Annotated in this window: 6 protein-coding genes; 2 read left to right on the top strand and 4 right to left on the bottom strand. The window is 43.3% G+C overall.

Annotated elements, in window-relative coordinates:
• The first annotated feature begins 79 nt into the window (after positions 1–79).
• Positions 80–3,157, top strand: coding sequence for an ATP-binding protein (locus FLL46_RS00990; protein WP_168203986.1), 3,078 nt, complete (start codon positions 80–82; stop codon positions 3,155–3,157).
• A 12-nt stretch (positions 3,158–3,169) separates the two neighbouring features.
• Here the strand turns inward: FLL46_RS00990 and FLL46_RS00985 are convergent, their stop codons facing one another.
• On the bottom strand, positions 3,170–3,847 hold the full coding sequence (locus FLL46_RS00985) for a response regulator transcription factor (RefSeq protein WP_142891551.1): 678 nt from the start codon (positions 3,845–3,847) through the stop codon (positions 3,170–3,172).
• A 548-nt stretch (positions 3,848–4,395) separates the two neighbouring features.
• On the opposite strand from FLL46_RS00985, the gene ppc reads away from it, so the two are divergent.
• A complete protein-coding gene (gene ppc / locus FLL46_RS00980; RefSeq protein ID WP_142891550.1) occupies positions 4,396–7,017 on the top strand; it encodes a phosphoenolpyruvate carboxylase in 2,622 nt (873 codons plus the stop codon).
• A gap of 150 nt (positions 7,018–7,167) precedes the next feature.
• Here ppc and FLL46_RS00975 read toward each other — a convergent pair whose 3' ends face one another.
• From FLL46_RS00975 to FLL46_RS00965, 3 genes are all read right to left on the bottom strand, one after another.
• A complete protein-coding gene (locus FLL46_RS00975; protein ID WP_142891549.1) occupies positions 7,168–13,146 on the bottom strand; it encodes an immunoglobulin-like domain-containing protein in 5,979 nt (1,992 codons plus the stop codon).
• A gap of 12 nt (positions 13,147–13,158) precedes the next feature.
• Complete coding sequence (locus FLL46_RS00970; RefSeq protein WP_142891548.1) at positions 13,159–13,623, bottom strand: hypothetical protein; 465 nt, start codon at positions 13,621–13,623, stop codon at positions 13,159–13,161.
• A gap of 358 nt (positions 13,624–13,981) precedes the next feature.
• Positions 13,982–15,916 (bottom strand): tail fiber domain-containing protein, encoded by a 1,935-nt coding sequence (locus tag FLL46_RS00965; RefSeq protein ID WP_142891547.1) that lies wholly within the window; start codon positions 15,914–15,916, stop codon positions 13,982–13,984.
• Between the last annotated feature and the right edge of the window lie 351 nt (positions 15,917–16,267).

The following is a 16,267-nucleotide window of genomic DNA, read 5'->3' as shown; positions in this document are numbered from 1 at the left end:
TTGTTTTCAACTTCTAGTTTATTCAACTCAGGGAATAGTCAGCGCGTCAGAAAGAACATCAATTTCATCTCCAGCGATAATGCCGTACTTTCACCAAGTGAATGCAGAAAGTAAAGTCTTTGATTTCGTCAATTATAAAATCGTCGAGGACACCAATGGTTTTATCTGGTTCGCAGGATACGGTGGAATAGCGCGATACGACGGCCATAAGATTTATGAACTTGAGCATATTATCGATGAAGAAAACTCTCTGCAAGAGATCGAAACTCGCACTATTACTCCGGACAATCATGGTGGTCTTTGGATTGGGAGTTACTACAAGGGATTAACTCACTACAATTATCAAACTCAGACCTATACCCACTATCCCCACAAACCGAACGATACCAATTCGCCAGCCAGCAATACCATAAGAGATATTATCGTACTCGAAAATGATGATATCTGGGTAGCGAGTTCAGAAGGAGTTTCTTACTATTCTGTGAAGGATAATCGCTTTACTCACTATAGAGGATCATTCACTGCGCCAAGAAGTAATTACGTGATCGATATGGCCTTTGATAACTTCGGTAAATTATGGTTGAGCACTGGTACAGGGCTGAAAATTCTCGATCAGAAAAATCAGACACTCAGAATACCTACACTGGTTGATGAAAATTCACGGCCTATTCCCAACGAAGAAAGTAATATTTTTTTTAGAAAAATGTTTAGAGATTCTTATGGAAAAATCTGGCTAGCCAGCCATTTAAATTACATTCGTGTACTAGACCCTGAAACCGGAGTTATCAGCAAGCTAAATAATGATCCGACCTCAGGAAAATACATTCACATGTCCATTACCCAACCTACTCCAAACGAAATTTGGGTACTGAATCTATCGACAGGTATTGAGGTTTTCAACGCTAAAACAAAAACAAAAGTCAGGACTATCAAACCGGATAAAGAATTACCTTACTCAACTCATAGCCTACGTGCAGATGTATTATTTACCGATAGCAATCAGAATGTTTGGATAAGTTACAATGGCGAAAAACCCAGGTTTCACAGCGTAAAGCAACGGGCGATTCAATCGATTGATTTCGATAAAAAACTATCTTCCCATGAACCTATCCGACTCATTAGCCTGTCAGAAAAAAACTACTTAATTAGCTCGGGAAAAAAGCTTCACCTATTTGACGAGACTTCCAATAAGATATCCAGGTTGAAATTACCCGATGGCATATCAATTAAAAATCTTGATTTTCAGATCAAAAGTCTATTCAGAGAAAACGAACAAACGATTTGGGTGGGGACAGACACTTCAGGAATTGCTCAATTCAATATTCAAACTAATGAAGGTAAGTTTTTTTCATATGAACATCTGGCAACTAAAGGCGCCATTGCTAGTGATTTCGCTAAAATATCTGACGACGAGCTATTGATATCAACCAGTCATGGCCCACTTATTTTCAATAAAAAATCAAGTGAGTTTACTCAAATTCATACCGAAGATGGCAAGCCAGTCAATGTTCGAACCTGGCATGCAAAACAACTAAAGTCGGGGGCTATACTGATCGCTACAGTTAATCAACTGGTAGCACGTTTTTCTCGTGGTTCGTCTTTTAAGAGCATTGCCTCTTCCACCTCAGCCGGTCCCTTTATTCAAATTCTACAAAGTCAAGATGAAACAATTTGGGCGCTTTCCAACCGCTCAATTTATAAGGTAGAAATCCTGGGAGAATCAATTCGTCTAGTTCCAGCTAAACTCAAAAACAAAGAGACATTTGGTAGTATTTATACTGCAGCGATAGATAAAAACGACCATATCTGGATAAACGGTAAGAAAGTTTACAATCCAATCACAGGCGAGTTAAATTCACTACCTAACTACAACAAAGAATATGGCGCTTTTCTGAGAGGTGCTTTTCTAGATGACGATGGGCCCGTTTTCATCGGTCAGCGCGGTATACTCTTTATCAATGTTGATGAACTATCACCGTTTGCCTCAAATGTGCCCATACGCGCGATCAACTTTCACTCAGGCAAACATTCTTTTTCACCATCTGAGTTAGCGAAAGGAGCATATCTCTCAGCTGACAGCCAGGAATTTAGCGTTAAGTTTTCGGCACTTAACTACTCTTTTAGCGATGAGTTCAAGTATGAATACTTACTCCATGGATATGATACGTTTTGGCGCACAAGCAACTCTTCTGAACGGCGAGCGCAATATACTTCTCTACCGCCAGGTCAATACGAGTTAGAAATAAAAGCCCGCCATAAAAGCGGCCTGCTCAACAAGCAATCGTTTAAGCTACCCATTCATGTTGCACCAAAGCTTTACCAAACTATCTGGTTTAAAACCGTTATCGCGGTTTCTCTGCTTTTGCTGACACTATTTCTGCACAAAAGGACTCTGCGAAAAAAAATTGGTCGAGAAAGGGAAAAAGCGAATCATCAGATTGCGTTGGAAAGGGCAAAAATGGCGGAAGAACTTATCGAAAAGAAAAATCAGTTACTCGCTGACGTATCTCACGAATTAGGCACACCATTAACCATATTGAAGCTTCAGGTTGAGGCGTTAAAAGATGATATTGAGGAAGATGTCCATGCGACTTACGATGCGCTAGATATCAAGTTATCAGAGCTAGGTAAATTGGTGTCAAATATACACCAACTCGCGCAGTCTGATGTTGGTATTATTCAATTGGAGTGCGAAGAAATAGAGATCGTTCACTTTCTATCGAAGCTCCAATATGAAATGGAGAAGTTTATAGGCAACAGTGGATTTCACTTCACTTTTAAAAATGAACTTATAGAATCGATCATTTTGGAACTTGATTCCGCATCAATTCGCCAGGTACTTTTTAACCTTTTAGAAAATAGCACTAAGTATACTCAACGACCGGGTCAAATTTCTTTTTCGGCAAAACAGAAAGATGGGTTAATACAATTATCCATTGATGATTCATCGCCAGGAGTCAGTGATAGCGACTTAACAAGAATCTTTGAGCGTCTTTATCGAGTAGAAAAATCACGCAGCCGAAAAACGGGTGGTTCCGGGTTAGGTTTAGCTATCTGTAAAAGCGTCATAGAAGCTCAAGGCGGTTCTATCTACGCAGAACATTCTTCGATGGGTGGATTAAAAGTGATTATCGAATGGCCTGAGCGGTCCTCTTAGTTCGAGAGCAGACTATTCGATATCAGGTTCAGGAGGAATTAGCTGATATCCCGCGCTATAGACACATTCAATTACAACCGTGTCAATGCCCAGGTTTCGTATTTTTTTTCTGATGTTTTTAACGTGAGAATCAACAGCTCGCTCAGTAATATCTCTTTCTTCAACATAGGCAAGATTAATAATTTCCTGGCGGGAAAAAATTCTCCCGGGCTTGTTAAAGAGTAGCCGTATTAAAGCATATTCGAGCCTGGTGAGTTTTTGAGATGAGCCGTTAAATTCCAGTTCTTGCGTTTGTTTATTAAGACGAAAACCCTCTGATTTTGAGCTTTTAAAACCAGCGCGCTTAAGAATAGATTTTACCCTGAGCACTAATTCCTTCGCGTTAAATGGTTTACAAACATAATCATCCGCACCCGCTTCAAGGCCGATAATCCTATCGATATCTGATACCTTTGCTGTTAGCATAATCACAGGAACATCTGAAAAAAGACGTAATTCTTTACAGCAGCTTACCCCATCTTTGACAGGCAACATAAGATCCAGAATAATCAAATCAGGATGTTGAGATTTAACAGTTTCAACGACATGCTCACCTGAGTTTAAAGTAGATACTTCAAATCCACTCTTAGTCAAGTACTTATACAAATACTCTGCAATTTGTCTTTCGTCTTCGACGATTAATATATTCATAGTAACTTTCGACTTAATTAAGAAGTGTAATTGAGGCTCAAATTATTTTGCCAAAGCAATAACCGCTGCACCTTTTTGTATCAACACTTTTGTTTTGAACTCAATTCGATTCCGCTAAACCTAGCTTGCTCGGTTTTTGATTCTCACAAATTTACTTCCACAACCTTACTTCCACAATTTTTACCTCTTACAATAGTAATGCTTATATTATAATAAGTTAAGCCAGAATCTCTTTTCTCCACACTTTCTCCCAACTGTCAGCTTATTATTTAGTCTGACGGCTACGAATAAATAATCAACCTATCTTCTGCAGCAAGAAAAATAAAGACTCGGGCACTAGTCAACTCACTAATAATATTTCAGTATTTGCCTTTCAACACGTCCTGGTTTACATTTTTCTGCGTACCCAGCGGAAGCTTCCAGAACCCAATTATTCTGTTTCAAACTTCCAAATTATACCGAGTCACTATAAAAAAAATGACAGACTCGATATCAACGCGACAGTTCGACAAACAACTTTTAGTTCATACGCAAAGAGAGTGAGAATAATGAACCAAGAATTATCGTATGACGGTCTGCGTGACCGTGTCCGCTTATTAGGTGATATGTTGGGAGAAACCATTCAGTCAGATTTAGGTGATAGCTGGCTGGATACCATCGAAAAAATCCGCTTACTGGGTAAATCGGCAACTCAGGGAGAACAACAGTTTGTTCAACAACAGTTGGAACAATTATTCACTGAGATGACCAACGACGAACTCAACCGAGTCGTTTGCGCTTTCTCGCAATTTTTAAACCTGGCGAATATCGCTGAAGAGCAATATACAGTTTCCTACTATCAGGGAAATCCTGTCGCTGATTTTTTACAACGAGTTAAAAGTGAAGGAGTACAGCAATCACTACTAGCAGAAAAAGTAAAACAGCTAAGTATCGAGTTAGTTCTGACCGCCCACCCCACTGAAGTTACCAGGCGCACATTAATCAATAAATATCGAGAATTAGCCGACCAACTCCAACAACTCGACATAAACCGAGCGTTAGAAAAGGACACCACATCCGTTGAAAAACGTATTGCTGAATTAATTACCCAGGCTTGGCACACGCATAAAATCCGTGAAGAAAGACCGACGCCCGTTGACGAAGCTCGATGGGGCTTCGCGGTTATCGAACACAGTTTATGGGAAGCTTTACCACAGTTCGTTAGAGAGCTAGAAGATTCCCTCAAAAACGAATTCGATATCGATTTGCCCCTGGATGCCCAACCAATAAAAATAGCTTCCTGGATGGGGGGGGACCGGGATGGTAATCCGCGCGTAACGTCCGAAGTCACCGCAGAAGTCCTGCTACTATCTCGTTGGCGTGCAGCCGATCTCTTTGCCCACGATCTCGATCGACTGGTAGATGAGATTTCAGTATCACCAGCCACTGAAGAACTCATTGCATTATCGGGAGGTAATGAGAAAGAACCTTATCGTATTGTATTACGTGAATTGCGAGACCAACTGTGGGCTCTACGTAGTAAAATATCAGATAAACTTAACGGCAAAAATATTTCTCCTGCCAAACTCGTATTTAGCGATCAACAATTACTAGAACCGCTGCTCGCCTGCTACCACAGTTTAAAAGCGAAAGGTTTACATATCATCGCTGATGGGGCTCTTAAGGATACATTACTTCGCGCTTACTGCTTTGGCACTAGCTTGATCAAATTGGATGTTCGTCAAGACAGCGAACGTCATCAGGATGTTATCAGCGAACTCACACGCTACCTGGGACTCGGTGATTATGCACAATGGAATGAAGCCGACAAAATCGCTTTTTTACAAAAGGAACTTAATGAAAAACGACCTCTCTTTCCTCGCCATTGGCAGCCACATGAAGAAGTAAAAGAAGTACTCGACACGCTGAAAGTGATCGCGGAAAATGACAACGCCAGTTTTGGTATTTACATCATCTCAATGGCCCGCACAGCGTCAGATGTTCTGGCGGTACAACTCCTGCTGAAGGAAAGTGGCGTCACCTGGCCCATGCCCGTTGCACCACTCTTCGAAACACTAGACGATCTCAATAATGCGCAATCAGCGACGCGCCAATTATTTTCCATCGATTGGTACCGGAGTTATATCGAAAACCGTCAATACATTATGATCGGCTATTCCGACAGCGCCAAAGATGCCGGCGTTCTGGCGGCAGCCTGGGCACAGTATCGGGCTCAGGAAGAACTGGTCGCGCTAGCAAAAGAGTTTGATATCAAGCTAACATTATTTCATGGACGCGGTGGAACTATCGGTCGCGGTGGTGGCCCGGCGCAAGATGCGATCCTGTCACAGCCACCCGGCAGTGTCGATGGCGGTTTGCGTGTTACCGAACAAGGAGAAACCATTCGCTATAAATTCGGGATGCCTGCACTGGCCGTTCGAAGTTTAAGCCTCTATGCAAGTGCAGTGCTTGAAGCTTTGATTACTCCACCGCCGGCTCCAAAACCCGAGTGGCGTGAATTAATGCATCAGCTCAGTGCACATGCAACCGAAATCTATCGGGGTGTGGTCAGACATAACCCAAGATTTGTTCCCTATTTCAGACAAGCAACGCCTGAACAAGAACTAGGTAATCTTCCATTGGGTAGTCGCCCGGCAAAACGCAAACCAGGCGGTGGTGTAGAAAGTCTGCGCGCGATACCGTGGATTTTCGCCTGGTCACAGAACCGCTTAGTACTTCCTTCATGGTTAGGGGCTATGGAATCAATTGCGAAAACAGCGGACAATGATAGCCGCAAAGTACTAGAACAAATGCGTCAAAACTGGCCATTTTTTAGTAGCCGACTAGCCATGTTGGAAATGGTTTTCAACAAGTCAGATCCGCTTTTATCAGCAGCTTACGATGAGCATTTGGTAGACGCTGATAAACGGACATTTGGTGAGTCTTTACGCGAGCAATTACAAAGTGACAAAATGACCTTATTGCAATTGAGTCAGGCTGAACAACTGATGCAACAAGATCCCTGGAACCGCAATAGCATCAAAATGCGAGACCCGTATCTGATGCCACTCAATATGGTTCAGATCGAATTACTCAAACGAACCCGAGCAAATCCAGAAGATGCTAAATTGCAAAAAACATTGATGATGTCAATTGCTGGTATTGCCGCGGGATTGCGAAATACAGGTTAGTTTGTTGACATATAAACTGAAATTAAAATTTAGTCCTAAGTCAAAATACTTGTTGTTATTTCACAGATAGCGAGCTTTTTGCTTCGGAGTATCGAAGCAAAAAGCTTTCGTTCGTTACCTCAATTTGGTTCTTATTCTTCGATTTTTATGCTAACACTTACTTTTCTGACTACGACGATAACCACCAAGTAAAAGAAGTATTAGCAATCCGAAGCCAAACGCACCGCCACCTGAAGATGAACCTTCTTCAGATTGTTCTCCCGGATCCTCTTGAGAACTTTTATCATTATCATTGATTGTAATTACTGCGCTAGCTTGGTCAACGATAATCGTACCAATTGCATTGACCAATTCGACACTAAAAGACTCATCATTTTCATCTAAACTATCATCGACAATTGTGATCATGATGGTTTGACTCTCTTCGCCATCAGCAAAATACAACGTCCCATTTGTTGCATTAAAATCTCCTCCATTGACAGCGGTACCGTCAACAAACTGATAGTCAACACTGATGTCACCGTAGCTACCGTCAACTCGCATCACGGTCACCAGTAATTCAGAGAATGACTCGCTGATATTAAAACGCTCACCACTCAGTCGAAGGTTACCGCTGGCAGGAGCAGGCTCATTTTCATTAATTGTAATAGTCGCTTTACTAACGCTTCCTAAACTAGCATCGCCGGTCAGATTTCCTAAACTCAGATTAAAGTTTTCATCACCTTCATAATTAATATCATCAAGAATAAGAATTGTCGTCGTTTGACTCACCTCGCCATCGAGGAAAGTCAAACGACTATCAGCTAATCGATAATCGACTCCACTGATCGCCGTACCACTATCAATCAACACATCGACATTCACCTTACCAAAACTACCACTAGTTCGAATGACTGTTACTGTTAAACTACCAGTGTCTTCATTGATAGAGTAAGTCGCGCCGCTGAACTGGATCACACCACCCGGTGGAACGGGGTCATCCTCCACAATGGTTACCGTTGAAGTAGCTTGATTACCCAACTCCGTACCAACAACATTGGTCAACTGTAAACTGAAAGATTCATCGCCTTCATAGAAGCTATCATCTATCAAACTGATCGCAATCGTTTTAGTCGTTTCGCCATCGGCGAAAATTAAGGAACGATTAACAACATTGAAATCCTCAGTAGCGATTGCAGAATCATTTTGAGAAACAATGTCTACGCCAACCTCACCAAAACTACCACCGTTTCGAATAACTGTAACTTCGAATGACGCACCATTTTCACTCAACTGATAACTATCGTTTTCAATTTCCAAAACACCGGCCGGTGGAACAGGGTCGTTATCCAGAATTGTTATTGTCGAAGTAGATGTTCCTAATATCGCATCGCCGGTAACATTCGCTAAATTCACGCTAAATGCTTCGTCGGATTCATAAACTTCATCATCGACTAATTGAATTGTAATTGTTTTTTCTGTTTCACCATCGGCGAAAGAAACTGTCTGACTCAACGCAGTGTAATCATTCGTTGCAACCGAAGTATCATCTTGTGTTGCCACAGAAACGGATACTTCGCCGTAGCTGCCACCAATTCGAACCACTTTGATTTCAACACTTCCATCATTTTCATTGACTAATTCTGTATCAAATTCAAATCCGATTTCACCGGCAGGTGGCGCAGGATCGTCTTCTTGAATAGTAATTGTTGCCGTCGACACTGAACCTAAAGAAGAACTACCTACACTTTGTAAGTTACTTAAACTAATGGTGAAAGACTCGTCGCCTTCATAAGTTGAATCATCAACGATATTAACCCTAATGGTTTGTTCGGTTTCGCCGTTAGCAAAAGTTAAAGTAGCAGCCGCAAATTCATAATCATTGGTTGCAGTAGCAGAGCTATTCGAATTGCTACCGTCTTGTAATGCGTAGTCCACTGTCAGCTCTTCATAGTCACCATTGGTTCGAGTGACTTTAACCTCAACACGTAAACCGTTTTCCGCAACAACATAGTCAGTCGATTCAAAATTAACATCACCGGAATAGGGATAAGGTGTGTCATCGCTATTATCCCCAATACCATCACCATCGGAGTCCTGCCACTCGGTTTCATCTAACGGGAATTCATCTTCGTCATCTGTAACCCCGTCATTATCATCATCTGTGTCCTGGTTATTTCCAATGCCATCACCATCGGTGTCGACAGATTCATTTTCATCGAGTGGAAACGCGTCTTCGCTATCAGCTACGCCGTCATTATCGTCGTCGCTGTCCGCGTTATTACCGATACCATCTCCATCGGTATCTTCCCATTCAGTTTCATCAAAAGGAAACGCATCTTCGTTATCATCAACGCCGTCATTGTCATCATCCGGGTCCGTGGAATCCCCAATACCATCACCGTCCCAATCCGTGTCCAGGATTGCAACTTCCCGAGTAACCGTTGTCGCCGCATTACCTGCCGCGTCACTTACATCGTAATTTAAGAAATAGGTGCCGATGATATTAGCGTTTACTGTTCCGCTAATTACAATATCGGCAGAAAGATCACCATCATTGTTGTCGGTGGCACTCGCGCCCAGTTCAACATAAGCATTACCGATTGTAATTGATAGAGAAGCATCACCATTTAAAGTAATTAACGGCGCGGTTTGATCGGTCACGGTAATAGTTCGAGTCACTGAAGCCGCAGCATTGTTCGCCGCGTCCACAACATCATAGGTGAAGACATAACTGCCAACAGTATTGGTATCAACACTGCCGCTCACAGTTATCGCATTGCTTAAATCACCATCGACATTATCACTCGCGCTAGCGCCTTCATCAATGTAGCTAGCGCCTTGTGCGACTGTAACTTCAGCTTCGCCAATTAGTGTGATAACAGGCGAAGTTTGGTCGGTAACAGTAATGGTTCGTACCATTTCGTCAGCCACATTGTTTGCCGCGTCGCTCACATTGAAAGCCAGTTGATAGCTCCCTAATTGATTGGTGTCCACCGTGCCCGTAATGACAATTTGGGCAGTCACATCACCATCGACGTTATCACTTGCACTGGCGCCATCGTCAATATAATTATCTCCATGGGCAGTAGTGATAGCCGCTTCGCCATTTAAACTAATCACCGGTGCAGTTTGGTCGGTGATAGTCACGGTGGCTTGAGCTACTCCAGTATTACCTGATAAATCCATTGCACTAAAAGTAACCGTCGTGACTCCCAACGGAAAGACGTTAGGCGCATTATGAATAACCGCCAACCCACCATCCACTGCATCATTAGCAGTAGCACTTGTCAGGAAGTCAGCGATGGTGCCTTCTGTTCCCGGGGTGCCACTTGCATCAAGCGCGGCAACGGTAATGTTCGCCGGAACAATCACAACAGGCGCATCATTATCCTGCACTGTTACTTGGCGGGTTAATGCAGTCGCGGCATTGTCTGCAGCATCACTCACCCGGTAAGTGAGAATGTAAATACCAACTGTACTGGTATCAACACTGCCGCTGATAACGATCTGCGCACTAATATCCCCATCCACATTATCGGTTACAGTCGCGCCTTGTTCTACATAGCTATCACCAACCGCTAAAGTGATTGCACTATCACCGTTTAAGCTCATCACCGGTGTCGTTTGATCGCTGACAGACACGGTTGCTTGCGATTGGCCAATGTTACCGGAGCTATCGGTGGCACTGAAAGTCACGGTGGTGATACCCAATGGGAAAACGGTTGGTGCATCATGAGTCGGCGTTATATTCCCATCCACATCATCAGTGGCGTCAGAGCCCGCTAAAAATGCCTGGATGTTGCTGTCTGTTACCGATGTGCCATCAGCATCCACGGCTGCAACCGTTATACTGGTTGGCGCGGTGACGACCGGCGCAAAGGCATCCTGAACACTCACCGAGCGAGTGACTTCCGCAGCAACGTTACCGGCTGCATCACTGACGTTATAGCGTAAGGTGTAAACCCCCAGATTAGTCGTATCAACACTGCCGCTTTCAACTATATCGGCAGTTAAATCACCATCAACATTATCCGATGCGGAAGCGCCCGCATCGGTATAAGTTTCACCAATGTTAATCGTTACCGAAGCATCACCGATTAAATTGATAATAGGCGCTGTCTGATCAGTAACCGTAATGGTTGATTGAGCATTACCGGTATTGTCCGCTGAATCAGTCGCGCTAAAGGTTACTGTCGTCGTTCCTAACGGGAAAATAGTTGGCGCATCATTATCTACCGTGGCAATCACGCCTTCGTTTGCGTCGGAGGCAGTTGCTGATGCCAAAAATATTGCGATATTCGTCTCCGTTTTCGCAGTACCGTCAGCATCGGCAGCGGCGACAGTTAAAGCGGTAGGTGCGGTGATCACAGGCGCGGTTTGATCGTCCACTTGAACAATTCGCGTAACTTCAGCCGCCGCATTTCCAGCAGCATCGACAACATTATAAGAAACGGAGTAGCTACCAACGGTATTAGTATTAACAGAATTAACCGTGACGATAGCGCCGGTAATATTGCCATCGTTGTTATCACTAGCAGTCGCGCCTTGGTCATTGTAAGTAGAACCTTGCGCAATAGTTACTGTGCTATCACCTACCAAGGAAATCACTGGCGCAGTTTGATCAGTAACCGTCACGGTTCGAGTCACTTCGGCAGCGACATTACCGGCCGCATCTGAAACATTATAAGTAATTGTATAACTTCCGACCGTGCTGGTATCAATCGGATTAACAGTGACGATTGAACTCGAAATATCACCATCATTATTGTCACTAGCCGAGGCGCCAGCATCGGTATAAGTTGAGTCTTGTGCGATGGTGACATTAGTGTCTCCAACTAATGATATTACTGGTGCAGTTTGATCAGTCACGGTAACGGTTCGTGTGACTTGGATGGCGGCATTTCCTGCCGCATCGGAAACATTATAATTCAGCGTATACACACCAAGCGTGGCTGTATCCACATTACCGGTCATAACAATACTGGCGGTGAGATCACCATCAACATTATCGGAAGCTGTTGCACCGGCATCATTGTAACTACTATCTTGCGCTATCGTCATTGAAGCATCGCCGCTTAGTACTATCACCGGCGCAGTGACATCCTGAACGCTAAAGGTTCTTGTCACATCACTCGCAGCCAGATAATTAGCATCACCACTCTGTGACGCAGTGATACTGCAAGTCCCTGCAGTCAGTAATGAAATACTAGTGCCCGAGACACTACAGATTGAAGTTGAGTTCGAAGCAAAGCTCACAGTCAAACCCGAACTGCTAGTCGCGCTTAAATCGAAATCAGCATCCCCTAGATTTTTATCGGCTAGTGCCATAAAAGTAATGGTTTGGCTCGCCTGGTTAACCGTAAAGGTCTGGGTCAAATTTGACGCTGCATTGTAACTTGCATCACCTGATTGTGACGCAGTGATCGAACAAGTGCCGACGTTAAGAATAGAAACGCTGCTTCCACTTACAGTACACACCGAGAGCGAGTTAGAACCAAAAGAAACTGGTAAACCTGAAGTGGCCGTCGCCGCAATATTAATACTGCCAACACCGTAAGTTTGATCAGCAGGCGCAGGGAATGTGATTGTCTGATCAGACAGAGCTTTTAAGACAACATCATTTCCGTCACCGCCAGCATAACTAATACTTAAGTTTTTTCCTGATAAAGTTAGAATATCGCCTTCTTCTAAGCTGGTGAAAATTCCTGAGACAAAATCACTCCCATCATTATCGATAATCTGGTAAGTATTCCCGGCTACCGGAACATAAGAATTGTAGGCTGATAAATTAAGTGCTGCACCAAGCGTCACAGTTCCGCTTACTTGTAACTGATCGTAATCACTGCATTCCGTACCACCACCAATTTCTACAATTAAAGTACCGCCACCGGAATAATCTAAATTGTTGAAAGCTAAACATCCCGGACTCTGGCCAGGGTTTAAGCTGCCGCCACTATTAACAACTAAATCGCTAACGATAGTTCCATTGCCTTGAACGACGCCGCCATTTTCAACAGTGATTGTACCGGCACTCGTGATGCCCGAAACAAAAGTTAGAAACGGAAACAAAAGTCCTGCCACCGCAACGGACTTTCGTTTCTGTAATCTATTTGTCTTCAAGAAAATACTCTTTTCAGTCAACTTCATTATTACTTTCCTTTAGTCCCCAGGGCAACTATTTGGCTTCCAGCATTCTTGGCAGTTTTTAGCAGCTTCGATACTCCAGCGGTCATTATTCGAAGCTCCGGTATCCGCAAATAAATCGATTTTCGCGGCATTACCAGATGCAGCATTTACTGATAATTTGTTCGAAAACACATCTTCAAAACGATAATTAGATGTCCCGAGCGCTGTCGTTGAATTAGAGGATGGTTCCCAGCTAACAGTAGACGGGTTTCCAACAGTAAAAATATTATTGTCATGACTCGCCATTCCAAAGCCAATTGTGATTGCGCCGTCGTGACCTCTGTCAGCCCCACTTCCTATTACAATAGAATTAGCGTTGTTATTGACCACCTTGTTTCCAATTGCGATTGAGTCATCACCGAGTACATCGGTAAAATGACCGAAAAATAAAAATACGCTGATTAGTGATTTATTAAATGCTGACTTGGTAACTATCATTTCAAACTTCCCAATACACAAATATCAAAGGTCTCCCCTGTGTTGAGAAGCTTAAGTGCAAAATATGCAGAGAATATGCAGGTGAGATATATCCTCCAATGTATCGAAGGATTTAACACCTCTGAACAAAAATGCCGCTTCTTCACATTAACCTGCAATTTATCGGGTAAATGTGGACTGAATATGGAGAGGCGAAATCCCCCTTTCTTTAAAATGGTTGGGCGAAGTAGCCTTCTTTTGTAAAGGACGCTTATAGGGAAGTAGTCGGTAGAGCAACATAGAAGACCAAGCCACAAGACTATGGATGATCTCGTGCTCCTGGTTGGCCTGCACCCGACTAGCTTAAGCTCGGCCACAATTACTCTGCCTTGGTAAGCTTTGCCAATAATGCCTGTTGAAGCTCAATTTGTTGTTTTAACAGGGCAATTTGTTCTTGTTGATTTTTGGTTTGTTCGCTCAGTTCTTTTACCGCACCAATTAACACCGGGATCATTCCCTGGTAATTGACTGATTTGATACCCTGTTTATCTTCAGAGACTAGTTCCGGTAAAACACTTTCCACTTGTTGAGCAATCAAACCTATTTTCTTCTCTGCACCTCGATTTAGTGCGGGGTTCCAGTGATAGGTTTTCGCCTCCAGTCTTTGTGCTAGTACTAAAGCCCCAACCAGAGGTTGAATATTGTTTTTTAGGCGGCGATCAGAATTTACGGTTAAGTCACCGGCGACAGTTACATTGCCGTTATTGGATGCAGTAAGTACCGCAGTATCTGAGCCGGAAGCTTCTGTGGAAACGGTAAAGTCTCCACCATCTGCGGCGGCTAAATTCCATTTGTCGCTGTTGTCTGCACCGGCATCTGCCCATAGTGCTATTTTTGCCGCGCTATCTGTAGCCGCTGATATTGAGGCGGCTTGAGAATAAAGGTTGGTAAAGCGATAGTTACTGTTACCTAAGGCTGTAACGCCATCGGTTGAAGGATCCCAATTTAGGGTGCTGGCATTGCCAATTACTACTGTATTATCCGCATGACTGACCGCTTGATAGCCGATAGTGATTGCTTGGGAATGTGAACTGGATGCCTCTGCGCCGATGGTAATATCGCTTTGACCATTACCGTTAGCTGAAGAACCGATAGTGACACTACTTACCTCTTGTGATATCGCTTGAAACCCAATCGTAATCGAGTTGTCATCGGTTGCATTTGCAAATGCACCAAACACAACTGTGCCACTCACATCTTCAGATCCATCCGGCGCATTACTCGGGTAAAATAGGTCGTTGAAAGTTGCCCCGACTAGCTCGTCGTCCAATGCAGATTCATGGGAATAAATGGTACTGGAACTACCGGCAAATGAACCAATCCAAACGTTATCTTGCCCATACTGATTAACATAGCCTGCAAATGCGCCCAAGGCTGTGTTTCTAATCGCCGCATCAGCCACAGCAACTCGGTTATTCTGACTACCGGCATACGCCCCGACGAAGGTATTGTAGTCGGTACTTTCGGTAGCGCCGCCCGCACCAGCACCGAGCATAGTATTGGCTATTCCATCGGCGAGATCACTTCCAGCAGCAGCTCCTAAAAAGGTATTTTGGGCGGCATTGCTTTCCAAATCTTTCCCAGCATTATCACCAATTGCAGTATTGTCGATACCGGTAAATGTCGTTGACTGGTTTCCATTTCCTGCGAAATTGCCGATATAAACGTTTCTGTCGCCGTCTGCACTATTTTCTCCTGCGCTTTCGCCGATAAACACATTATCTCCGCCCGTTGTGTTTTCTTCACCCGCTAATTTTCCAATAAAGATATTATCTTTGCCCGTCGTGTTGTTATGTCCCGCTCGATAACCGATAAAAACACCATCCGAAGCTGTAGTGTTTTGTTGACCAGTTTCATATCCAATGAAAACATTGTTTCCCCCGGTAGTGTTTAACTCACCGCTCTTTGAACCGACTAATACGCTGTAACTAGCATTGCTTAATGCACCTGCATTGTATCCAATCATTACCGTATCTGATCTTACAGTTTGAGACTGCCCGGCGTTTTTTCCAAGATTGGTATTTCGATCACCGGTTGTAATCGAAGCCCCCGCATTCTCCCCGACATTGGTATTGTCTTCTGCACTATCAGTTTGTGCAGCTCCGGCATTAGTCCCATAATTGGTATTTTCAAATCCATACACTGATGAGCTAGTTGCTAACGCCAGAAAAATAAAAGGACGAGTCAAATTTCGTTTGAACCTTTGGGTTAATCTATTTGACTGGAACTTGATTAAATTAAACTCTCGATTCATTAACAAAACCTCTCAAAAATCTTTTACTTGAAACGAAGAAAATTACACCTTTCAGCAAAGCGCGTTTAAGTCTCTTATGAACAGAAAAAGTAGAAGAAAACTTACCGGATATTTTCGATTCGACCTGGAAGATAAGAATGTTCTTTTGACTAAGTCGACTCAGCCAACAGCATTCACCATCAAGTTCTAACTACTAAACCTCTGGCATAGTCAGATCATAAAGAAGTAAATGAGTTGAGAGTAATTAAAAGATTTTGGAAGAGTTATTAAAACTTTGCATAACGGCTGCGAGTTCAATTGTCGGAGTAGACATGATGTCGATGCAGCCAGAAGTAAACAAGCAGAAGTTGA

It is taken from the genome of Aliikangiella coralliicola (assembly GCF_007004725.1).
In the GTDB taxonomy this organism is placed as follows: domain Bacteria; phylum Pseudomonadota; class Gammaproteobacteria; order Enterobacterales; family Kangiellaceae; genus Aliikangiella; species Aliikangiella coralliicola.
The sequence above is the reverse complement of the archived record's forward strand: the minus strand, read 5'-3'. Positions and strand labels throughout refer to the sequence as shown.